This window comes from Bartonella koehlerae C-29, assembly GCF_000706625.1.
GTDB classification, from domain to species: domain Bacteria; phylum Pseudomonadota; class Alphaproteobacteria; order Rhizobiales; family Rhizobiaceae; genus Bartonella; species Bartonella koehlerae.
This window is the reverse complement of the sequence record NZ_KL407334.1, coordinates 1-22,805: the sequence shown is the minus strand read 5'-3', so window position 1 is coordinate 22,805 and position 22,805 is coordinate 1. Positions and strand designations below refer to the sequence as shown.

Sequence of the window (22,805 nt, the reverse complement as noted above, 5' to 3'; positions counted from 1 at the left end):
TGGCGGTTTGAAATCTCGCATTGATAAGGCTTTTCAAATATTCTTCTAATGGGGTTCTCAATGGCTTTTTTTCCAGTTGCTGATTATCGGCCTGATGTCGCTGATATTAATGGCATCTTTACCGATGAGCTTATCAATGTATTGCCTGCTGATGGGTCCTATATTCCTATGCCAAGCTTTCAACCTATGTCAGAACCTTGCCCTGATCCAATTTTAGGAGCTCTTGCCGTTAAAACGAAAAATGGTGTGTCTATTATTGTTGGGACCGGACAAAAAATTTACCTTCTCGACAATACTACAAAGCAGTGGAAAAATATCAGTCAAAAGGGAAAATCTTATCTTGCCAATGTCGATGCTCCATGGTCTTTCGCTTTATTTGGGGATTATGTCATTGCTGTGAATGCCAATGATAAGCCACAAGTGATCGACATTAATCATGACAAAAACTTTAGAAATTTAGGTGGAAATCCACCACAAGCCGGGATTGTGCGTGTGTGGGGAGATTTCGTTTGTTTGATGAAATTGACAGAGCATCCAAGACGTGTCCATTGGTCAGGATTGAACGATGCCGAATTTTGGACTGTGGGAAAAAAAAGCTGCGATTATCAAGATTTTCCCGATGGCGGTTTTGTGCAAGGCGCAACAGAAACAACAAATCCAATCATATTTATGCGTTCTGCAATCTATGCCGGCTCTTTTATTCCTGGATCTAAGATTATTTTTAGTTTCCAAAAAATCCACGATAAGCGCGGCGCAAAAAACGCTGAATCTATCGTTTGTCGAGGAGATCTTGCATTCTTTGCTGATGAGGGTGGATTTTATCAGATCACCAATGAGGGACAAATTATACCAATTGGCTTCGAAAAAGTCGACCGAACCATGACGGCAAAATCGAGACAGAATAATCTGTATACTCTGTCTGCTGCTATCGATGGGGTGTATAATCGCGTTTATTGGATGGTTGATACCGATGAGAGTATTCACGAACGCATTTTACTTGTTTATGATTGGGGATTGCAAAAATGGACAAAGGCGGTCGTGGATATCAAAATGATTTTGCCCATTTTTTTTGCAGGAATTACCTTAGAAGGACTGGATCGGGTTGCTCAGAATATTGATGATTTACCCTTTTCTCTCGACAGTAAAGTTTGGAAAAATGAATCTCCTATTCTTGGTGCATTTGATCATCAGGGGAGAATGGGGTCGTTTTCTGGTTCTCCTATGGCTTGTGTGGTGACATCACAGGAAATGGGGCAGACAAATGGCATGATAACACGGGTGAAAAATATTATGCCTCAAGTGAATAGTGGAGAGTTTTATTTATCTGTGGGCATGCGCTTTCGGCAATCCCTTGAAGAGGAAACTGTTTGGTTGCCAGAAAGACAACCTTCTCATAATACGGGGCAAATTCATCTCCGTGCAAGAGCAAGGTTTTATCGCTTTAAGTTGCGCATCCCGGAAGGAATGAATTGGTCTCATGTTACGGGGTTCGATGTGGAATTGCAGTCTGCTGGCATGCGCTAATGCATGGCTTTAAATATAAAGGCGCTATACGGTAAAGCATGCCTCCTATCGTGAAAGAATAATGCAGTGAGATACGCCTTATGAGGGGGAAGCAGCATGTTAACTATGCTTTATAACGTCAAAAATAATGTGTTAGAATGGCTTATTATAAAAAACAAGTAATGCCCTTATATGCTGCGGAAAAAATGAATATTTTTTGAGGATTTGCTGTGAAAGGCTGGAAGATTCGTAGCGAAAAAGCGGAAAAAGCCAAAGTTATGAAACGGCGTTGCGAGAGACAAAATTCTTATTCTGTTCATCTTACAGAGCAATGGTCATGGGAAAAAGTTGCACGTTATCAAGAGGCTATCAATGCCGCACTGAAAAAATACGCTCAGCGCTTTCCTGATGATGTTTATTTGGCAACAATTGCGGAAGAACTGGTGAGAGGACAAGCACAATTGTGGTTAGCCTTTAAAAATAAAACCCAATTTAGTGCTTTTGCGATTACCAAAGTTGAAATAACCCATACGGGAAAAAAACGCGTCATCCTTTCAGATTTGGCGGGAGAGGGAGGGCTGGATTTGGTCAAATTGATCGATAAGGTTGAAGAATGGGCGCGAACAATTCATGCTGAGGAAATGCATATGTTTGGAAGGCCTGGATGGTCTAAAATGCTTAGTCATCACGGATATTTCCGTAATCTTATTCATTATAGAAAGGTTCTCGTTCCATGAGTAGAAAAACAAAACCTCAAGTGCAAACAACAACACAAACAAATGCACCACCTGCTTGGGCAGCTGATATCCTTAAAAAAGCAAGTAGCCAAGCACTTGATCTTTATAATAAAGGAATTGGTGGAAATGTTTATCAAGGAGAACGCATCGCTGGGCTTGGTACTATGACAAAGAATGCTCTTACCGGTTTAGAACAGGTTGCTGGTCAGTATAATAATCCCGCATTGACACAGTGGTTTAATACACCAACCCAAAGTGCTCAGAATCTTCTTGGTATGGCTAAGGGTGATTGGATTGGAAATAATAGTAAATTTAATGCTGCTTTGCAAAATGCTTTAAGTAAAACTTCCGATGCTATTAATCAATCTATGGCGGGAGCTGGTCGCTATGGTTCTGGTGCGCATACCGGGGTGCTTGCTGATGAGCTTGGTGCATTGGCAACAAACGCTGCTGCACAGCAATATAATCAAGATATTCATAATATGGTGAATGCTAATCAGATGATTGATCGCTCCTTGTATGATCAAGTGAATGCGGCAAATAACTACTATCAAGGGCAAAGTAATGCACAAAACAATGCTTTGAAAGGTGGTCTCATTCAAGATGTTAACCGGCAAAATGCCTTAGATACTGAACGCCAAAAATGGACAGAACAAGATAATCAAGCTTGGAACCAATTAGAACGCTTGTTGCGTGTGGGTACGCAAGCCGCTGGAAATTATGGAACAATATCAGGAAAATCTACAAAAATGCCTTCCGTTACAAAAGATCCGTTGCGTGATGCACAGCAAGTGCTTGGATTGATGGGAGGAGTCTTAGGACTTTGTGATATGAGAGCTAAAGAAAATATCGTCCCTGTGGGCGAAAAAAATGGCTATTCACTTTATGTCTTTAATTATAAAGGAGATCCGCAACGCTATCGTGGCGTTCTTGCCCAAGAAGTGTTGTGTTTGAAGCCTGAGGCTGTTTTTGTTAATGCAAAAACAAAATTGTTGCATGTCGATTATGACAAAATCGGCTTGAAAATGAAGAAAATACCAGCACCTAAAAAAAGAATTTCTGCTTTCTTTTCTGCTCTCTTTGCACGTTTTTGCTTTTTGCAAAAAGGATATATTCTATGAGTTCGATTTATGATTGGTCGCTTACTGCATCTGAAAATGCTTATGTTGATGAGAGTATAAACTGGGCAGAAGGACAGCCTCCAAGTTCGGTCAATGATAGTGCGCGGGCGATGATGCAACGCATCAAAGAATATTTATTAGATAATGGTGGGGTGATTGAGACGCAGTTTATGCTCGATGAGGAGAAGAATAGAACATCTATCCATTTGATGACAAAGTCTTCTCTTGAGGCTTATATGGGTGGGATTGTTGTGCGCTTTAAAGCACAAGAGGTGAATAAGGGAATGACAAATGTTGCCTTAAATCAATTGTTCTCACGGCCTGTTTATATGGTAAATCACGATGATGGTATAGTGCCTTTAAAGGGCGGGGAAATTCAAAGGGGCGGCCTTTATGAACTCGTTTACGTTTGTGATATTGCTGGAAAAAATGCGGATGGTTGGTTTTTAACCAATCCTACACTCAGATTTCCTGAAATCCCCTCCTTTCCCCCTTTGCCGGAAAGTTTTTCATCAGGTTTTATTGGGACTTTTGCTACGGAAAAAATTCCAACGGGTTGGCTTCTTTGCGATGGGAAAGAATATTCGCGCAACGCATATGCAAGCCTCTTTGCTGTTCTCGGTGAAATATGGGGAAAAGGTGATGGGCAAACAACATTTAATGTGCCTGATTTGCGTGGAATGTTTTTGCGGGGACTCGATAGTGGAAAAGAAATTGATAAAGGACGTCTTTTGGGAAGTAGGCAAGAAGAGTCTTTTAAAGCCCATACCCATGAAGGAAAAACAAATTCCACCGGTAAGCACCAGCATGGTTTTAAAGGGTTTAAAAGCGTGGTTGTACAGCGCAATTTGGATGAGTGGAAAGCTTATGCCTATGGATACGATTCCCAAAATTCTTTAACAGAATTTGAAGGAGAGCATGATCATCAGATTTTTTTGGAAAAAACAGGTGGGCATGAAACGCGCCCCGTCAATGTGGCTGTTGTTTATGCTATCAAAGTGTGAAAATTGAAACTCTTGTAGATTTCAATTGTTGCAAGAGCTTTGGCATAAAAGGTGCATTAAAAAATTGAAAATATGTCGTGCACTAAATTTAATGGCAAGCGCTTGATTTTAAGAAAAAATGCATCTTTCGTTTACTTTGTCTTGAAGGTATTTCAATGCTTCTGTGCAGAGAGAAGTGAGGGCTGTGTGGGGTGTTTTCCAGCGTTTGGATCTGTTTCTTGATCTCTTTGCCATTTTTCTCCCATCGGCTGACAAGAAAAAAGTACAAGTGCTTTTGTTTTTTGTAAGCGCTTCCTCTTTTTGTTAAGGGAGCATTATTTTGTCTTTAATATACGAAAAATTGGCTAAGAAAAATAGCATGCGTAAAGGTGCGTTTAAAATTTATATGCATCTTTGTTCAGTTGGTAGAAGTGACATTTATTGATGAAAGACTTTCTGTGTTGTTTCAAGTTTGCCATGGTTTAAGAAAATAGGGAATAACAATGCTCTGTCTTTTTTGATAAAGAAGGAAGGTGTGCAAAAAAAAATTGTATGGCTTTTATCTATGACCAATTTATTATGACACCAACCTATGGTGGGCGTGTGTGCTCTAAAAGCTTTTCCTTATGACATTTTGCTTTTGGTTGCTGAAAATTGGCTTACGAGGAATATGAGGACCAGAAAAGTTATTTGTAAAAGATGGTAGGTGATGGAGTGGACCTGCGAGGTTTTGGAGCATTTCTTTTTTGGGGGGGCGTAGACTGGTTTCTAGTTGGTTGGTTTCCAAAGAGCTCGATTCCACTTTGCTTGTGTTTTGGTGAAGAGATACAGAGAAAACCACGTTAACGTTAGGTGGTAAAACCTGTGGCAGAGGAAAATGTTCAAGTGAGAGAGTGGTGTTGAATCATTTGTGGAGATGTGACCGTCTGAGTTGGAATTTTACCAGTCTGGATTCTCTGTCGGTTAGATCTAGTGGGTGCGTTACAGGGGCTAGATTCTAGAGGTTAAGTTTAAAGGGCTGGTTTGCGGAAAAATGTCTTTGTGCTTAGACGATGGTGGATAATAAGACCAACTTTGTTGGGAAGGTATTCTTTGTTTCGAGTGTGTTCTAGAGGATAAGGTTTTAGATTGGGAGCTCATCCGTTTCGAGTGAGAGAAAAAAGACGCTGTCTTGTGATGATTTTTTGCTCGGGTTTCCTAAATTTTTTCAATGGTTCTGCCTTGGGGGGCCATCTTGAGGGGCTTTGCACGGTGCAAAAGTTTGTCGGTAAAAATGTACTGAAATCTAACAATATCGCTGCTCTAGAGTTCAGTAAAAGGAGAGAATGCAATGGCACTTTTCCCATTTTCTATTGCTGATATTGATGATCCTGAACATATTCGTGTGGTTCTTTACGCTAGCGGAAGAATGGGCCATGCCCCTTTAAATGCACTGTTAAAGCAAATGCACCAAACCATCGGATGTTTTGAAAAAAAACAAGTTAAAAATACTACGCAAATTTTACAGCGTATGGATGCTTTGGAACAACAATTGAAAGTGATTCTCAAAGATCTTGAACATCTTAAATTTCAACGAGATGCCAAAGAAGGCTAGCAAAAACAGTGAAACAGATTATTATGCAACAAAAGTAGCTGAAAAAGTGTGTCTATCAGGAGCTAAAGAAAATCTATTACTCACTGAAAAAGCCGATTATTTGCTAGAGGAGAAAGCCTATCGCTCGCTGAAAGGAGCATATCATTTATTGCACTACATATAAAATATACAAGAGAGAGGAAAAAGTAATCCGTGGCAGGTTATGAGGCTGTTTCTGGAGATGAGTATTTTGTAAGTAATCGTCATGGCTTATGCTCCAATTTTATTTTTATATTCTTAGGTGATTTGAGGAGTTTTTAAAAATGCGAAAAATTTCAAAAGAGTGACTTACACTCATTAAACAATGGGAAGGGCTCCATTTGCATGCTTATCAAGATGCCGTTGGTGTGTAGACAATTGGTTATGGACACACCGCCCAAGAGTGGGCAATCCTCTTGTGCAGGAAGGAACGCAGATTACTGTTGCTGAAGCGGAAACTCTGTTGCAAAAAGATCTCGTACAATTTGAAAAAACTGTCGAAGAAATGGTGAAGCAGCCCTTAAACGATGAGCAGTTTTCTGCTCTTATACCTTTTTGCTGTAATATTGGAATAAGAAACTTTTTGCAATTCTAAACTCCTAAAAAACTTAATAAAGGGAAGTATGAAGCTATGCCGACTGAATTGCAAAAATGGACCAGAGCAGGAAGGAAACGCTTACAGAGACTTGTGATCGCCGAGATTCTGAAGCAGGTTTGTAGGCTAAGGGTGCTTATATTGCTTCCAATTATCAACAAGTCAAAACGCCTAGAAAGCCTTTTGGGGAAGATAGAAGTTTTAGCGCCAATCCTTGGTTCATTTTCAGGATTAACAGGGATTTTAACGGGACAGGGACCTATACAATGGGCTTTAGTTGTGGTTATGGTTTTGGCTACAATCACTGCTATTGGGATGTCTGTCTATCAGATGAGAGAAGAGTACTCGTGATTTTTTTCTCTCTATGAGAGCTTTCTTGTCGTCTTTATGCTTGACGCTGCGTTGAGCAGCTTTTTTTATGGATGCTTCTTTGAGCATAACAACTTTGATCCAAGCTGTTTCAATCTTACAAAATCGTGATAAAATGATGAAGGAAATTTTATCTCTTTCTGCTTCTTTCTTGCTCTTGATAGGGCTTGATGAGGTGCTAGACAAATGTATTGCTCTCTTGCGTGATATGAATAAATCTTTGATTATTCATAGATCTGCTTCTTTGATTAAAAAAAACTCTTATCACCCTGGATTTTAGCAATAGATCAATTTGGTTAAAAGCAAGGATATTATGAATTATTAAGGGAGGGAGAAGAACTCAATACCACCACGGAGGTGAAAAATTCTCTTTTTTTTGTTTGTGTGTGTGAACGATTTTACTGTAAAAGCTCATTGTGCACTATCCTCTTTTTACGCTTATGAACGAGCAAGTCGGCACCATTATTTTCTGTGCCAGCGCAAAATAGTTCACTAGCCCTTGCATTGAGACGGTTTATGAGAGGTATTTTAAATTCCTTTCTTTAAATAGTTTTTACCTACACGCCAATCCCTCTTATGACGTGCAAGCGAGTGATTTTGAGTAATTCACTATAAGAGTATCATACGATATTCAGGGTTCTCGTTTACCGTTCAAAACGATTAATTGTCTTTATAAATCAATATGATAATGTAAAAAGCATAATGATCATACAGCCGAGATGTACGGAAATTGCTTTTCATGTTATTAATGCTATAGCGTTAAAGAAATTCAGAAAATCTCTCAAAAGCTGCTTTGAGTGGGTTGTCTCAAGAAGAGATAATTGAGATGATTTTTTTCTATAAAGTTTTTGAAAAATATAAGAGAGGTAATTAAGTCGTTAATAGGTAAAAAGAATAGAATCACATTCACAATAATGAAATGCATGAAATAAGTTGAGAGATCAAAGTAAAATACACCTCAGATCTAACGAGCAGCGTGGATTGCAATAACGATTGTTGCAAGGTCCTGTGTGTCTTGGGGGATAAGAACTTGTGAAGCGTGTTTATTTATCCTGATCAGAAAATTTATCACGTTTCTTGTATGGGATTTTACATCTCCAAAATTTTATGGAGAATACCTCTATACCCTTTTTATAAAGGCAACACAAAAAAATCGACAAGGATTTTTTAATATCAAAGAAAATAAAAACGTTTATGGCATAAAGAAAAAAACGTATTTTTACAGAAAAGATTGATCATGTGTGGCGACAACATGTATGGTGTGCATTGATATTTCTCTCATTTTTTGTTGTAAAAAGCTTCTCTTGAGATATTCAAAGGATACGGTCTTTATGGAAAAAAGAATCCGCGCGAGGCAAAAAGCTTATTTTAAAAAATTATATCGTAAGATCGTTTTTGTTTGTATGCTGCTCTTTTTTGTGGTGTTTTTTTGTTTTGGTGTTGTAAAAATTATCGGTTATTTTTTTTCCAACAAACAAGTAACACAACACGTGCCTGTTGAATTGACTATTCCAGTTTTTGATCACCGTGTGTATTGCAAAGAAATTGCTGCTTCAGTGATGCCCGATATGAAAAAGGAAGCGTATCAGCACTGTCTTTATTTGGAAAGTGAAGCTTATTTTGCAATTCGTGAAATGTGGAATACGCTTTCTGATACTTCAAAGAAAAAATGTATGAAAATGGTGCGACCAGGCGATGGAAACTATTTTCTCTTACAGGACTGTTTGCTCAATGAAAAAGACGGTGAAAAAAATAAGGCGCGCAACCACTTTTAAATTCATGAGCAAATTTAAAGGGCGGCAAGTTGCGTGAAAAAAGGTAAAAGTTGTACTCTTACTGCAAAAAAATGTATGAAAATGGATGTGACTATCGCGATGGAAACTATTTTCTTTCAAAGGCTTGTTTGTTCTATGAAAGAATATCTCATTTTGTAAAACAAACCTGTTTAAAGTGACAACTTTGAAGTGATCATGAGTGCTTAATGGATTCTTTCTTTTTTCTAACTGTTTGAAAGATATCATAGAGTACTTTGGAAAGAAAGAGATGTAGCTATCGTTTGAGAAAAAGATGAAAAGCTGCTGCAAAATCCCATACAAGAAAGATAATAAATTTTCTGATCAGGATAAACAAGCACGCTTCACAAGTCTTTATCCTCCCAAAACACACGAGACTTTGCAACAATCAATCGTTATTGCAATCTACGTTGTTCGTTAGATCTGAGGTGTGTTTTACTTTGATTTCTCAACTCATTTCATGCGTTTTATGGAGTTGTTGTTTCTAATTTAAAGTGCATGCTTTTTCTGTTGCTTATAAATCAATATCTAAACCTAACAACAGCTGCATGTTTAAGACAAAGATTGAGATGGATAAGTGCTTTCTCTGTTGTTGCAGCTTTTGTATGCCACTAGATAGAAGAGGCTTGCGTATCTCTGTTTGGCGAATCTCTGAAATGGGTAGGCTGCCTAATTTAGGGAGAATATGAAGTTGTAAAAGTGAAAACCAGTTTCCAGCCTTACCATTTCCTTTTAATTCGGCTTTCCAGCTTGCAAGAGCATCCAGAGCACTGTCTTTTAAGTAATGGAGAGTGTGTATTGCCTCACATTTTTGTTTATCTCGTTCTTTAGTGGGGGCAAGACCCTCAATGCAAAACAGAACAATATTGTGTTGTGCATTCACGTGTTTTTTTAAGAGATATCTCTTAATGTCCACAATCTCCTTTTACGACGGTGCTTGTGAAGGGGGTATCGTAAAAGCTATTGTGAACCATCCTCTTTGCACTTATGAAGGAGAAAACCGGCATCATCATTCTCTTTGCCAGCTCAAAATGTTGCATCAGCCCTCGGCACTTGAGATGGTTCATAAGGAGTATTTTTATTCTTTTCTTGAAGAGTTTTCATCCACATGCGAACCTCGCTCGTGACATGCAAGCCAATGATTTTGCTTTATTCACTATAAGAGGCTTTGAGATCAGAGAATCTTACGATATTCAGGGTTTTTATTCACATTTCAAAATGATGAATTATCTTTAAAAATCAATAGGGTGTTTTGGTAAGATAGCATGCGCATTTTTAACCTGATGAACTTCAATCAAACCATAAAATTATCCTATTGCTTGTGACAGTAAAGATAGATTTGGAGCTCCTTGTGGGTGCAAGTGAGGTGTAAAGGGAGCCTTTGTATTTGTTATATCTACCTGTTGAGATCGGCGTTTTTTTTTTGTTAACTGTCCGGAGATTTGTGTCAGCTTTTTGTTCCAGTCGTTGCTAATGTGGCTTGTTGTCCATTAAGTTCTTTGTTTGAGAACAAAATTATTTCCTCTTTTTTGCTAAAAAGGGATTGAAGTTTCCGTGTTTGAAATGAAAAGAGCCTTGCTGCAAAAAATCGGGTGTAGGTGTGCTGATATCATCGGCAAAAACATCCAAGGTGGGATTTTGGTGGGAATTGAATTGTTTGCAATAATATCCACATGTTTTACAGGTTTCTAGTACAATATCGTTGGGAATATTTTCTATAGCGCAGGTGGAAATATTCTGCGTTGTTGCACAAAAAGTGCATTGGGACTGCGGGGTGCGCCAAAGGGTGTTGCAATAAAGGCAAGAACACACTCGTATGGTTTTTCGCGGTTCCTTCTCGATAATGATGCTGGCTGAATGTGTGCCCCCGCAAGCAGGGCAGAGGTTGTTTGGTTGTGGAGGTAAGCTTTGTCCATCAAGCTGTGAAGCTGCAAGAGAATACATAATTTGCAATGCGCCGATGATGAAAAGATGTTCTGCTAATTGTTGTTGGGGAAGGCTATGGCTTAACAGATTCTCTGCCCACAAACGCCATTGATCTTCTTGCTGATGCGTGCGTTTTAAAGCTTTGTGCCTTGTTGCCGAAAAGGCTCGGATAGAAAGCGTGGGGGATGAGAGACGTTGCAGAAAATCTTTCACAATACTGCTATACAAGCCCAAAGATAACAATTTTGAGCGATCAAAAGAAGTGGGAGAAGCAGAAGAAGAGGTAGAAGTTGTTCCAAAACGACTAAGAGGTCTGGCGAAATCTTTAAATTTTTCGATTGATTGTTGTTGGGCATTACAAAAATGTGCAAAAAAAAGCAAAGATTCTTTGTTTGGCGTCTCATTGGCTAAATGTATAAAACGTTGCGTGCGTTTTGCAAACACAGTTTTTTCATCAGGAAGTATAACACAAACAGAAGAGTGTTTTCTGCCATTCTTATTGATAAACTTTGTTTTTAAGGTGTGCGCCATGTTGCTTGTTTCTTTCTTAAAAGCTCTATAGTTTTTTTGCTTTTCTGTTGAGTTTGTCATCCATTATAGATACAATTCACCCAAATCTACCGAACTGAAAAATTTACAGTGTTTTTGGTTAGCTTTGGCAAGAAAAGAGATCCAATGATAGTTATAGTACTTGAATAATGCTTTCTATTCATCTATATCTATAGGCTATAGATGTGAAAAGGTCTTGTAAAGCGGAAGTATCGCTTAAAAATTGTCTTTCATAAGGGGGGTGCTTTAGCGTAAAAGAGAGGTTATGCTTATATAATCAATAAATACATTCGTGCAATAACTTCTAAGGGTACAAGTGCTTGTAAGCTAAGTGCGCGAAAGGTAGAAAGTATCGGTTTTTTTAGGATCGATGGTTTTAAAGGGAAAGAGAAACAGATATTTTTTTCTAGCAGAGGTGTTTTTTGTGCCAGAAGCTTTGTGTGTCTGTTCTCATTTTTCATTATTTTTCCACAAGATGGTTATTTTTTAGTGAAATATGATCTATTTTGAAAAAAAACACTTGGCATTTTATGTGAACATCACTAGGTTTTTGCTGGTTAGCAGAGAAATAGGGAATTTTAGGTTTACGGTTTCCCTGCTGTTTTTGTGATTTTCAAAACATATATGCTTTATCAAATATCAGTAGGTATTATCATTTGAGTGAAGTAAACGCGGATAGCCTGATAACCGTATTTTTAACATGATCAGCATTATAGAAAAGTAATGCGATGAGGAAAAGTCATTAAGACATACAAACACTCCAAAAGGGATAAAGATGAGGCCACAACAAAATAGACGGGCACGCGGTCGCAATAATAACAGCAATGGTAATAACAATAATAATAATCGTCGCGGTCCTAACCCGTTGTCTCGGAATTATGAAAGTAGCGGTCCGGATGTTAAGATTCGCGGAAATGCTCAGCAAATTGCTGATAAATACATAAGTCTTGCGCGTGATGCACAGGGTGCTGGTGATCGCGTTATGTCAGAGAATTATCTGCAGCATGCTGAACACTACTTGCGTATTATTCTCGCAGCGGTTGGGCAGACGCAACAATCTGTTCGCCGTGATGAGAATCGCGACGAAAACAACGTGCAAGAATACGGTGAGATAGATGCGGAAGATGCAAAAAAAGACACTGTCGTTCACTATGATATCGATGTATCACAAACACAGCAGCAAAAAAATGGAAAAGGTCGACGGGAAGAAACTCAAAATGGATATGCTTGTGATGAGACGCTAGAGACAGGTACTTTGCCAGATGAAAATACGGACCAAGCGCAGTGCATTTTGGAAGAAAAGCCTGAACCTGTCAAGAAAACACGTCGACCTTCACGTCGGCGCACTGTCCGTGTTCAAGAAGAATCATCCCTTGAACTGTCACGAGCAACATCGGAAAATGGCGATGCATCGACAGAAAAAGATGCGTCTTTGCTTTGCTTGGGTGCAGAAATACAGAGAAAACCACGTCGTCGTCGGGTAGTAACCTCTTCGGCAGAGAAAAATGTTTAAATGAGAAAACACTGTTTAAGAGCCCGTGGCGATGATGCTTTGTTAATGGGGCGGGGGAAGCAGTATTGGGTTGCGTTGTTATTATCATGAGAGAAAAAGGATTGAGCAGATGCCACAATTTGTTCGTTGTGATGAGAATCGCGATAATACGATGAAATAAATGTGGAAGATGCAAAAAAAGACACTGTCGTTCACTGTGATATCAGTGTGTCACAAACACAGCTGCAGAAAAATGGAAATGGTCGGCGGGCAGAAACTCAAAATGAATATGCCTGTATGAGACGCTAGAGGCAGGTACTTTGCCAGATGAAAATACGGACCAAGCGCAGTGGATTTTGGGAGAAAAGCCTGAACCTGTCAAGAAAACACGTCAACCTTCACGTCAGCGCACTGTCCGTGTTCAAGAAGAATCATCCCTTGAATTTTCCCATTTTAGATTTTTATGGGCAGCATCAGAAAATGGTGCTGTAACTGACAGAGAAAGATACGTCTTTGCCTTTGCTTGGGTGCGAAATATAGGGAAAACCATGTTGTCACTTTGTCGTAATCCCTTTGGCAGAGGAGAATGTTTGAACGAAAAAACATTGTTTAAGGGTCTGTGGCAGTGTTGCCGTGTTAACGGGGCTGAGGGGCGATATTTGGCTGTGTTGTTTCAACAGAAAGAACAGCGATAAGTGCACCGGTATGGTAATTGTAAACCATAAATTTTATTTGATTGTCTGGCATTAAGATTTTCAATACGATATTGTGTTCCGAAAGACTTTGCGACAGAATTTGTGTTCCTTTCGGTAGAGAGAGTGTGTGGTAAGCAACTTCTGGATTTTTGCTGTGAGAGGAAAATTGAGGAAGGTGTTTGGAAGTTGATCTTGTTGCTAACATTTTATAAGCAACTAAAAATAAGACAGCAAGAGTTATCATGAGCGTTATGGAAATGGAAATAATCATGAAACGCATAAGTTTTTTTCTGATGCGCTCTACTGTAGGGTCTAAAGGGAGCTCTTGAGGCAGTGCGCATTGCTCTATGCAATGGTCTTTTGAAATATGAATCTGCTTATTATCCACCATGCTGCACTTTTCCATTAATTGTTTTCTGAGTGTCCGATGGACTTATGCTTTTAAAGGCATTTATGCAAGAAGTTTATAGAGGGGGATGTAGAAGAGGGGTTGATGTGGTTAAGATATCTGCTTCGTTTTCTGTTGACATGTTATCATTGATGTTTTGGCTTTGAAGTAGGAAATTTCCTCGGTTTGTCACAGACCAGATCAGATTGACTTCTTGTCGGTGTAGGTTTGTATATAGCTTTGTACATTGAGCGAAGATTTGTTGCCCATAGGATGCAAATTTTTTGGTGGAAGGCACCATAGCTTGTTCACAGGCTTCAGCTGTTGGGTAGATTGTGGCCATTGTATTGTTAGAATAACAGCTGTTAAAATCATCTGTACATGAAACCACTAAGAGAATAAAAACAAGGGTATTCATAAAAAACTTTCTTAATGAGAGGTTGATAGCAGGGCACATAATCTGTCTACTTTTGCGAGCTTTCTTACGGCAAAACGTTCTTAAAGGTTCTTGGTTCCAATGGGCTGTTGTGTTGGTTTCCAGTGGGAAGATTAGGCTGTATTTTTTCTGGGGTGAAGATAAACAAATCATGTTGGGGCGGGGGTGCTCTCTTTAGCAAGGAAAAATGCTTAAATGAAAAAGCGCTGTTTAAGCATTTGTGGTGATGTTATCGTCTTAACAGTGTGGGATGATGGATATTTTTTGCTTTTTTGTTCTTATGTGATAAGAGAGTTGGTAAAGTTCCATTTGTTCGCTGTGATGAGAATCACGATGAAAATAAGGCGCAAGAATGCGATGCAATAAACACTGAAGATAAGAAAAGACACTGTTTATTTTTGCTCATGCTTTCATAATAGTATCTTGGACCAAATCTTCATCTTTTGTGAAAGCAATGTATCAAAAAAAGAGCAGTAAAAAAATGGAAATGCTCTGCCTTTGAAAGAAGACATGGGCATATGCTAGGTGATGATGCAGTTAGATAATACATTTACCGTGTGTGGGGATGTGTTTATTTGAATTGGATTTCTACAGTGTGCTCGTTTTAGCGTGGGCGTTTCAATGGGATAGGATAAAGGCGAGAGGTTCGACTTACAAGACGCTGGTTGTTGGGAAATATGTTTTTTTGTGAGAAATGAAGGTTCTCAGACAATTGTGCGGAGCAGGTGTTTTGTTTTTTTCATTTCCCAGTGTTTTAAACGTTTTTTTAAAAAAAGATGTCAAAATAACTGTCAGGGACCCACAAGCAATAAATAATTCCTTCTTCGGTCAGTTTTAAGGAAGCCGAACCATTGACAGAAACAGGGACAATCTTTTCTAAGACAGCACTCCCAAAACAAGCTTTTTTATGGTTAGAGAGAGGAGTCTCTGCTGCAAAATTTTCATTCCAAGTGATGAGAAGTTGTGTTTCTCCATTCATTTTTGTGTGCACCTCACACCGCACACAGACGCTTCCCTTTTCTTGTGATAAAGCGCCAAAAGAAAGAGAATTGACAATGAGTTCATGGAAAGCCAAACCAATGTGCAAAGCAGCATTGGGAAATAGATAAGGATCTATGCCTTCCAGTGAAAAGCGTTCTGTTTCTTTAATCACATAGCCCAAAGTTTGCGAATGAACCAATTCGCGAAATTGGGCTCCACGCCAATCGGAAGCGGTGATCAGATCTTGAGAATGTGACAGAGAATGAAGTCGTCCTTGAAATTTGCGTAAGAAAACCTGAAGAGATTCAGTATAGCGTGCGGTTTGACTGGCAATGCTTTGAATGATAGCCAGAAGATTTTTAGAACGGTGGCTGACTTCGCGAAGCAATATTTTTAGCACTTGCTCACGGCGGCGTAATCCTGAAATATCAACACCAGTGGTGATAATACCGATAATATCTCCATTATCGTTGTGGTGGCAATCAATAGAAAATTTATACCAAATGGCTTGTTTGGCCATATCTTCAAACCGTGCTTCAATGGTTTGCATCTTGCCCGTGGCTAAAACCTGTAATTTGATGGTTTCCATATTGTCTGCAAGATCAAGCGAAAAAAAATCACTGTCACGGCAGCCCATCCGCCATTTGCTGTGCAAATGATGTGGCAGGTTTTCAGCCCATAAATAGACCAGATTCGTTGTCTGGTATAAAACACAAATATTAGCACCACGGATCGCTTGCATCAGAGCGCTTAGATGTGATCTCTCTACAGGATGCTTGGGAATAGGCGTAATGATCATGGTCAGGATGCTAATTTTTTCTAGGCAGCTTTAGAAGCATTCTCTTTAAAAAATAAAGCCTGTGAAATAAGAGCCTTTACCATATCAGGATTAAAGGGTTTTGTGACTAAAAAAGTTGGTTCTGGACGCTCTCCGGTCAATAATCTTTCAGGAAATGCCGTAATAAAAATCACTGGTATACGATCATTTTGCAAGATATCATTGACTGCATCAATGCCGGAACTGTTATCAGCCAGTTGAATATCAGCCAAAATCAACCGTGGCTTTTCTTTATGATACATGACAACAGCTTCTTTGTGGGTTCGAGCTATGCCTACCACCTGATGACCGAGACTTTCAACCATTTGCTCAATATCCATTGCAATGAGAGGTTCATCCTCAATAATCATAACCTGTGTGGCAATTTGTTGAGAAATATCAAGCGATGCTTGGTTGAGAAGTTTACGGAACTCCTTTGCATCCAGATTCATGATTTCACTGGCTTCTTTTTCATTAAACCCTTCAACAGCAATCAACAAAAACGCTTGGCGTGCTCGGGGTGTGAGATACGATAATTTCGCACTGGTTTTTTGTTCAAGACCAAATTGTGGCAATGGTTCGGGGATATTAGGCGTGGTTTGGTCAAAAAGGTGGCAAAAAAGCCAATAGGTGCCAATCCGGTCACTGGATGCTCTTGGAAAAATGGAAATATCCGTAATGAGCGCTTCTAACATCGCTGAAACATAAGCATCGCCAGAGGATTGGCTGCCTGTGACAGAGCGGGCAAAACGTCTAAGATAAGGGAGATGCGGTGCAATGCGCGTTGATAATGACATGATTTCTAACTCCTTTGACATTTGAAGCACTTTGTTGATCGAAATCCTTAACAGAGGAAAAAGTTCCTCTGTTCGTATGGAACTTTTTACATACAAGCATATTTACAACTACAGGGCGAAAAATTGTTCTAGCTGCTACTTATTATATGGATTAGGGGGGGAAAAAATGAACGACCGTGATAAAAAAAATCTCACCAATCATTTTACGTTTGGAGAGGATCTTCTCGGTGTCAATAGCGAAATAGCACGGAAGTTACGCCAGTTTTACTTGGAAATTCAGGAAGAAGCACTGCCTGCGCATTTGCTCGAACTTTTGGATAGGTTGGAGCAAGCAGAGCAATTTAGCTTAAAAAATGTGGAAAAGGTTTGAATCCTTTATGGCAAAGGGTATGAAAGACTTTAAACAGGAACTCCTTTTGATCCTACCGTCTCTGCGGGCTTTTGCACTTTCTTTAAGTAGTAAGCACGATAAAGCTGAGGATTTGGTTCAAGATACTATTATGAAAGCATGGGCTAAGCAGGATAGTTTTGAAATGGGAACCAATCTCAAAGCTTGGCTTTTTACCATTTTACGCAATGAATTTTACAGTCAAATGCGCAAAAGGGGTAGAGAAGTTCAAGACAGCGAAGGGATATTTAGCGAAAATGTGGCTGTTCATCCTCCTCAATATGGATCGCTTGATTTGCAAGACTTTAAAAAAGCCTTAAATCTACTTTCTTCTGATCAAAGAGAAGCCATTATTCTGATTGGTGCATCCGGTTTTTCTTATGAAGATGCCGCGGTGATTTGTGGCTGTGCTGTTGGAACAATTAAAAGCCGTGTGAGCCGAGCGCGTAATCGTTTACAGGAACTTCTCAAAGTGGATGGTGAATCTGATTATGGTCCCGATTCTTATTCGGCTAGAAGCACATTATGTTCATTTAACGGCTAAAAAAGTATAATAATTATGTTTAAGAGTCTTGTTTTTTTAATTCCCTTTATAGCTATTAAAGTAAAGTCAGCATCTAAAGAAATTCATGGTGTTTAACGTGACCCTTGGGAAAAATAAAGGAAGCTTATAGGAACTCTCTATTGGGTTTGCTGCACTATGATGCCATAAGGGCGCCCTCTTTTGCGCTGAAAAATGACGATTTTCAGGTTCGCCAATGGGAATTCTATGACAACAAAGACGAATTTGTTTCCTCACATACCCTCTTCTGATGCAACAATATCGCGTTGGCGTTGGTTGGCGATTATTGTTTCTCTTATTATGGCTCTGTTGGCTTCGGCTTTTATTTTGTTACTCTCAAACGCTGTTGATCGCGAAGTCGCACAGTTGAATACAAGTTCAGAATTGCGTGAACAGGCTGATTTGGTGCTTATTAGTTTGATCGATATGGCCGTAGCTGACCGTAGCTATGCAAAAAACCATAAGGCAGAAGATAAAGCACGCTTTGAACATGCCGCTCGTAATCTTGATGATATTCTCGAGTATATTGAACTTATTGTTTACGCACATCCGCAGTGGTATGAATGGTTTACTTCTTTTAAAAAAGAAGTTGAAGCACGCAAAGCTTTTATGAATGACCATATGCGTGCTCTTGATGCACTTCCTAATCAATTTTCTCAACCATCTTCTTCTGAAATCCCAAAGATTCAAGTAGCGCGTTTAGCACAATTGATGACAAGCTTTATTAATGGTGATGATGTGGTGCGGCAAAAACAGCGCGAAGGAATCGCACTGATGCGGGCTGCTTTAACATTGGCGGCCATTGTTTCTGTCGTGAGTACTTTTATGTCGGCTTATTTTGTCATTAATCGTTTTCACCGTGATGTACGCTCTTTAAAAATGTATCAATTGCTGCTTCATAGTGAAAATATAGCTCTTGAAGCCAGGGTGAAAGAACGTACGCAAGAATTGGAAAAAGCACGCAATCACGCTGAGAAAGAACGACAACGTGTTGAAATGTTATTGCAAGATGTGAGCCATCGCATTGGCAATTCTCTTGGTACGGTCTCTTCTTTGCTAGGGCTCCAATTAAATCGCAGCGACAATGAAGAAGTGCGTTCTGTTCTTGGTGCTGCACGCGATCGTATTCAGACAATCTCCACGGCACATCGCCGTTTGCGTTTGAGTGATGATATGGAAACAACTTTATTGGCTGAGTTTCTCAGTTCAGTGGTACATGATGTTGAATTGGCAATGCCTCTTGAATTGCGCGAAAATATCGTTATTCATACTTCTTTTAAAGAGTGTCGATTGTCTTCAAGAGATGCGACAACACTTGGCATTATTCTTGGTGAATTGCTGACAAATTCCTTAAAACATGCTTTTCCTGATAAACGCTCTGGTGATATTTACATCTCATTTGGTCCTCAGAAAGATGGGCAACTGATGCTGATTGTGGAAGATAATGGCGTGGGTATGAAGAACCAAACGCTAGAGAAAAAAGCAGGTCTTGGTCGGGTGGTGGTTGAACAGCTTTGTATGCAGTTTGGTGAGAAACCACTTTTTGAAACTTCTGCTTTAGGAGGAACAAAAATTGTAATTCCTTTGCCAAAATTAACCCCCAACACCTCAAAAGAAGCATCTGCTTGATTTTAAATAAAGAGGCAATGCATATATAGGAACATATTGATTTATAAGAATAATTCATTGTTTCTCATGTTGAATGAGAATTCTCGAATACATTAAGATTCTTTTATTTCAAACCTGTGTATGTTCAATCGCTAAAACCATTTCATTACACATTACAAGCCGAATTAGCGTATGAGAAAAATTCTTGAAGAAAGAAGTCAAATAACCTGCGTTTATAAACTGTATCAATGCAAAGGTTTTCGTAACATGGGGGCTGGTATTCTTATAAATTGAATTTTGAAGTTTTCCTGCTGTCCAATTGATGTTTTCATTGACAAAGATATTTTTAGGTACCACATAAGCGAACAATCATAAATCAAAGACATAAGAGATATCTTTATCTACAGATGTCTTTAAATTTATAAAAGATAAAAATGGGCAAAAAGCAAAAAAGGCAAAGAATTTTATGTTTAAGCTCTGGTATTTTCTCCCTTTACAAAGCATTTCTAGAGTAATTTCATCTTCCTTAAAATGAAGGGGTGCTGAATTGTTATCCTCATCAACCGTTAAAAATTGGTCAATGATTTTCACTTTTTGTTCATCAATATTCTTTTTTACCAGTCTTTTCCGTTTTCTTATCCTTTCTCTTTAGAGGAAGGAGAGGATGAAACACTGCTCTCTCAAGTCTGCTAAGATGTATTCTTGGCGTGATGCGTATGATAAGGGAACGTCAAATACAGTAATCACTTTAAAAACCTGTTGAGGTTTTCCACCATATCAACCTCTAATGGTGAGAAGCGCTTCAGTAAAATTTATTACTTTGCGACAATCGGTCTCAAGAAATAGGAAATTAATAAGAAACCTTGTCACCACTCGTGAGGGTTTTGTAAAAAGGTTGAGAAAACGGTAAAAGCTAAGGCTTTGTTTTTTCTCAGATTTTTTACAGTGTCCCTTTTTGACAAAGGATTCAAAGAAAGTTGTTTCCAGTGATCAAGAGGTTTTCACTGCATGGTTTAAGAAGTATCTTCTGATGGTTTCATCGGGCTGTTTAGCAAAGAATCAATATTGTTTTTTTCGCGTAAGAATGCTTGTAGGTCTTGATTGGTTAGGGCTTTACTGTCAGGTATACGAATGCGCATGGGGTCAACTTTTACGCCATTGACAATAATTTCAAAGTGACAATGGGGACCGGTTGCCATCCCCGTCGTTCCAACATATCCAATGATTTGTCCTTGCTGTACTTTAACACCTGGTTTGATGTTTGGTGCATAACGACTTTGGTGTGAGTAACTGCTGATATATCCATTGGGATGTTGAATTTCTGTATGGTTGCCGTAGCCACCTCTGACACCCATTTTTATGACAATACCATCTCCTATAGCAATAATAGGTGATCCTTTTGGTGCAACCCAATCAACGCCTGTGTGCATGCGGATATAGCCTAAAATAGGATGTTTGCGTGGTCCAAAGGGGGAGCCAAAGATGCCATTCGGAGTGGGTTTGCGGAGTAAAAAAGGTTTTGAGCTTTTTCCTTCTGAATCATAGTAATCAATACTGCCATCTTTTGATTGGTAACGATAATATTTATATGTTGCGTTGCCAAAAGTAGCACTGATATAACGAATTTCAGGATCTGCATTGGTCGAATATTCTTTGGCTTTTTGGCTCTTTTGGCCATTTGGCGTTTCTTTGTTGTTTTTTCCTGTTTCGCTTTGTTGTGGAACGGCATAAAATATTTCGAGCTGATCGGTTGGTGCTATACGACTTTTCATATCAACGTTTGTGGCAAGTAAACGAATGATACGCCGCGAGAGAGATTGTGACATATTATGACTTAGTATAGCATTATAGAGTGCATCATAAACTGTTGGTAACTGTGCTGTATTGATATAAGAATGCGGAATACCATTTTGAAAAGCGGCTTTCAGTGCTTGAGACATTTGGGGTTCTGTACTTTCAACGAACTTCCCCTTATCATTTAGAGCAATGGTGAGAACATGATACATGCCCTGATAGATACTTGCCCGCACAAGGTGATCTTCTTCTCCAGCTTGTGTGACGATGCCAATACGCAGAAGACTTCCCGCTTTTAGTGTTTCAGAGTGGTTGAACAGAGCTAAGGTTTTTGCAACCTGTTCAATTTGCTCTTTTGTGTAATTGGTTTCTTTAAAAGCTTCGATTATCTTTTGTTTTTTATGAATAGGAATAATATCTTCAGCATAGTTTTTGGTGAGATCAATGCGGTGATTTTGAGAGGAAACGGTTACATTTTCTTGAATGATACGTACCTCAGGGGTATCTGTAAATTGGGAGCTAGAGGATAAATTCTCTAATTTTAAAGGGTCAACCAGTGTGAGAATTGAAAGGAGCTCATGGTTTTTTTCTAAAGTAAATCCAGCTTTTTGTAATTCTTGTTGTGCTTCATCATCTGTGAGGGTATCTGCGCCATCAAAGTTTATTTGATCAAGGATAAAATTATGGTTGCGTAGGGTTATTTTTGTTTCTACCTTTGCAGCATAAATTTCTCCGGTGTCTTGTGGAATAGCGGCTTGATTTTTCGAATCAATAGCGAAAATATTTAGGGCATCAAATTTAGGATAGCTATATTTCTGGGGGCGCTCTTCGGCTAATGCCATTCGAATCCATTCAAAATTTTGTGTTTGAATAACTTTTTGGTCGCCCTTTTTTTGCAGAATTGATAATTCAAATTGGCGCTTACTATCGAAACTTTGCCGTGCATGGGTTTGAGCAATACGATCTCTTTTATGTCCATTGGTATCAGGATTTTGTGTTTGTGAGAGGTTTGTTGGCGTAAACCATTGTGGGGGTGTTACCAAACGTTGTTGTTCATCGAGGGCAGCAAAAAGCGCAATACCCATAAGAACGCAGGAAGTGATTCCGGTAAGAATTGTCCCTGTAAGCCAACGAACAGAAACTTGTCGATGAGCAGGCAGAAAGCGTTTGACCACAATAGCAGGGTCCAGTCCGGGATCGTTTTTTTGTTGTTTGTCATCCCACATGGAATTTTATTGTACTCTTTTTAAAATATCGAATATGAAAAATTTGCATAGCCTAGAGTGTTTCTACAAGAAGTTGATTATTTTACAGAAAGAACGAACCCTTATTTATCGAGTAATGGCTTTCTACGAACATAATAGCAAAGAAAAGAAGAAGAGCAACAACAGCGTTAAAAAGGATCTGAACATCGCACAACAAACATGTACGAAATATGCACGGGTGATTCCTGGGTTTTATGGCTAAGAGTACTCTCTCTAGCAGTATTTTGGTTGAAAGATAGAAAGATATTTATGGTAGTATTTTTAAAATAACACTTTTTGATTGCAATTTATGGAAGAATTATTTATTTTAAAAAAAGCTATAGAAATGCTAAAAAAGCTATAGAGATGCTATTGACTCTTTAGAGGAAAGAGTACTATATAGCGGTTGTGATGA

The 22,805-nt window shown here is 39.0% G+C and carries 18 protein-coding genes and 3 pseudogenes; 13 read left to right on the top strand and 8 right to left on the bottom strand.

Annotated elements, in window-relative coordinates; translation table 11 throughout:
- The first annotated feature begins 60 nt into the window (after positions 1 to 60).
- From O9A_RS00125 to O9A_RS00085, 8 genes and pseudogenes are all read left to right on the top strand, one after another.
- Complete coding sequence (locus O9A_RS00125) at positions 61 to 1,524, top strand: hypothetical protein (protein WP_034457615.1); 1,464 nt, start codon at positions 61 to 63, stop codon at positions 1,522 to 1,524.
- A gap of 257 nt (positions 1,525 to 1,781) precedes the next feature.
- Positions 1,782 to 2,240, top strand: a complete 459-nt coding sequence (locus O9A_RS00120) for a hypothetical protein (RefSeq protein WP_034460120.1) — start codon at positions 1,782 to 1,784, stop codon at positions 2,238 to 2,240.
- Positions 2,237 to 3,361, top strand: a complete 1,125-nt coding sequence (locus tag O9A_RS00115; RefSeq protein ID WP_034457613.1) for a tail fiber domain-containing protein — start codon at positions 2,237 to 2,239, stop codon at positions 3,359 to 3,361. The genes O9A_RS00120 and O9A_RS00115 overlap by 4 nt, the downstream gene beginning before the upstream one ends.
- A complete protein-coding gene (locus O9A_RS00110; protein ID WP_034457610.1) occupies positions 3,358 to 4,365 on the top strand; it encodes a phage tail protein in 1,008 nt (335 codons plus the stop codon). Before O9A_RS00115 ends, O9A_RS00110 begins: the two co-directional genes overlap by 4 nt.
- Before the next feature lie 1,309 nt (positions 4,366 to 5,674).
- A complete protein-coding gene (locus O9A_RS00105) occupies positions 5,675 to 5,938 on the top strand; it encodes a hypothetical protein (protein WP_034457608.1) in 264 nt (87 codons plus the stop codon).
- Between the two features lie 335 nt (positions 5,939 to 6,273).
- A pseudogene (locus O9A_RS00095) lies at positions 6,274 to 6,902 on the top strand (lysozyme).
- A gap of 67 nt (positions 6,903 to 6,969) precedes the next feature.
- On the top strand, positions 6,970 to 7,200 hold the full coding sequence (locus tag O9A_RS00090) for a hypothetical protein (RefSeq protein WP_034457603.1): 231 nt from the start codon (positions 6,970 to 6,972) through the stop codon (positions 7,198 to 7,200).
- Positions 7,201 to 8,251: 1,051 nt separating this feature from the next.
- Positions 8,252 to 8,695 (top strand): hypothetical protein, encoded by a 444-nt coding sequence (locus O9A_RS00085; protein WP_034457601.1) that lies wholly within the window; start codon positions 8,252 to 8,254, stop codon positions 8,693 to 8,695.
- A gap of 535 nt (positions 8,696 to 9,230) precedes the next feature.
- Here the strand turns inward: O9A_RS00085 and O9A_RS00080 are convergent.
- A pseudogene (locus O9A_RS00080) lies at positions 9,231 to 9,739 on the bottom strand (integrase); the annotation flags it as partial.
- Between the two features lie 489 nt (positions 9,740 to 10,228).
- Entirely contained in the window at positions 10,229 to 11,170 is a 942-nt protein-coding gene (fdhE, locus tag O9A_RS00070) for a formate dehydrogenase accessory protein FdhE (RefSeq protein WP_034457595.1), read from the bottom strand.
- Positions 11,171 to 11,963: 793 nt separating this feature from the next.
- Here fdhE and O9A_RS00065 point away from each other — a divergent pair.
- Together O9A_RS00065 and O9A_RS07855 are read left to right on the top strand one after the other, a co-directional pair.
- On the top strand, positions 11,964 to 12,701 hold the full coding sequence (locus O9A_RS00065; protein ID WP_034457593.1) for a DUF4167 domain-containing protein: 738 nt from the start codon (positions 11,964 to 11,966) through the stop codon (positions 12,699 to 12,701).
- Positions 12,702 to 13,000: 299 nt separating this feature from the next.
- Positions 13,001 to 13,375: a hypothetical protein gene (locus tag O9A_RS07855; RefSeq protein ID WP_154656351.1), complete on the top strand. Its 375-nt coding sequence runs from the start codon at positions 13,001 to 13,003 to the stop codon at positions 13,373 to 13,375.
- Here the strand turns inward: O9A_RS07855 and O9A_RS00055 are convergent.
- The 4 genes and pseudogenes from O9A_RS00055 to O9A_RS00040 all read right to left on the bottom strand — a co-directional run bounded on the left by O9A_RS00055 (position 13,317) and on the right by O9A_RS00040 (position 16,794).
- Positions 13,317 to 13,766, bottom strand: coding sequence for a hypothetical protein (locus tag O9A_RS00055; RefSeq protein ID WP_034457590.1), 450 nt, complete (start codon positions 13,764 to 13,766; stop codon positions 13,317 to 13,319). The two genes, O9A_RS07855 and O9A_RS00055, sit on opposite strands and share 59 nt — an antisense overlap.
- A gap of 53 nt (positions 13,767 to 13,819) precedes the next feature.
- Positions 13,820 to 14,181: pseudogene (locus tag O9A_RS00050) on the bottom strand (hypothetical protein); the annotation flags it as partial.
- Between the two features lie 784 nt (positions 14,182 to 14,965).
- Positions 14,966 to 15,979 carry a sensor histidine kinase gene (locus O9A_RS00045; protein ID WP_034457587.1) on the bottom strand — a complete coding sequence of 338 codons (1,014 nt, stop codon included), beginning with the start codon at positions 15,977 to 15,979 and terminating at the stop codon, positions 14,966 to 14,968.
- A 20-nt stretch (positions 15,980 to 15,999) separates the two neighbouring features.
- Positions 16,000 to 16,794 carry a response regulator gene (locus tag O9A_RS00040; RefSeq protein WP_034457585.1) on the bottom strand — a complete coding sequence of 265 codons (795 nt, stop codon included), beginning with the start codon at positions 16,792 to 16,794 and terminating at the stop codon, positions 16,000 to 16,002.
- Between the two features lie 166 nt (positions 16,795 to 16,960).
- On the opposite strand from O9A_RS00040, the gene O9A_RS00035 reads away from it, so the two are divergent.
- The 3 genes from O9A_RS00035 to O9A_RS00025 all read left to right on the top strand — a co-directional run bounded on the left by O9A_RS00035 (position 16,961) and on the right by O9A_RS00025 (position 19,373).
- Positions 16,961 to 17,164, top strand: coding sequence for a NepR family anti-sigma factor (locus tag O9A_RS00035; protein ID WP_034457583.1), 204 nt, complete (start codon positions 16,961 to 16,963; stop codon positions 17,162 to 17,164).
- A gap of 7 nt (positions 17,165 to 17,171) precedes the next feature.
- Complete coding sequence (locus tag O9A_RS00030) at positions 17,172 to 17,726, top strand: RNA polymerase sigma factor (RefSeq protein ID WP_034460115.1); 555 nt, start codon at positions 17,172 to 17,174, stop codon at positions 17,724 to 17,726.
- Between the two features lie 225 nt (positions 17,727 to 17,951).
- Positions 17,952 to 19,373, top strand: coding sequence for a sensor histidine kinase (locus O9A_RS00025; RefSeq protein WP_034457580.1), 1,422 nt, complete (start codon positions 17,952 to 17,954; stop codon positions 19,371 to 19,373).
- 348 nt (positions 19,374 to 19,721) lie between these two features.
- On the opposite strand, the gene O9A_RS00015 is transcribed toward O9A_RS00025, so the two are convergent.
- Together O9A_RS00015 and O9A_RS00010 are read right to left on the bottom strand one after the other, a co-directional pair.
- Entirely contained in the window at positions 19,722 to 19,943 is a 222-nt protein-coding gene (locus O9A_RS00015) for a hypothetical protein (RefSeq protein WP_034457576.1), read from the bottom strand.
- A gap of 422 nt (positions 19,944 to 20,365) precedes the next feature.
- Positions 20,366 to 22,372, bottom strand: a complete 2,007-nt coding sequence (locus tag O9A_RS00010; protein ID WP_034457573.1) for a M23 family metallopeptidase — start codon at positions 22,370 to 22,372, stop codon at positions 20,366 to 20,368.
- Between the last annotated feature and the right edge of the window lie 433 nt (positions 22,373 to 22,805).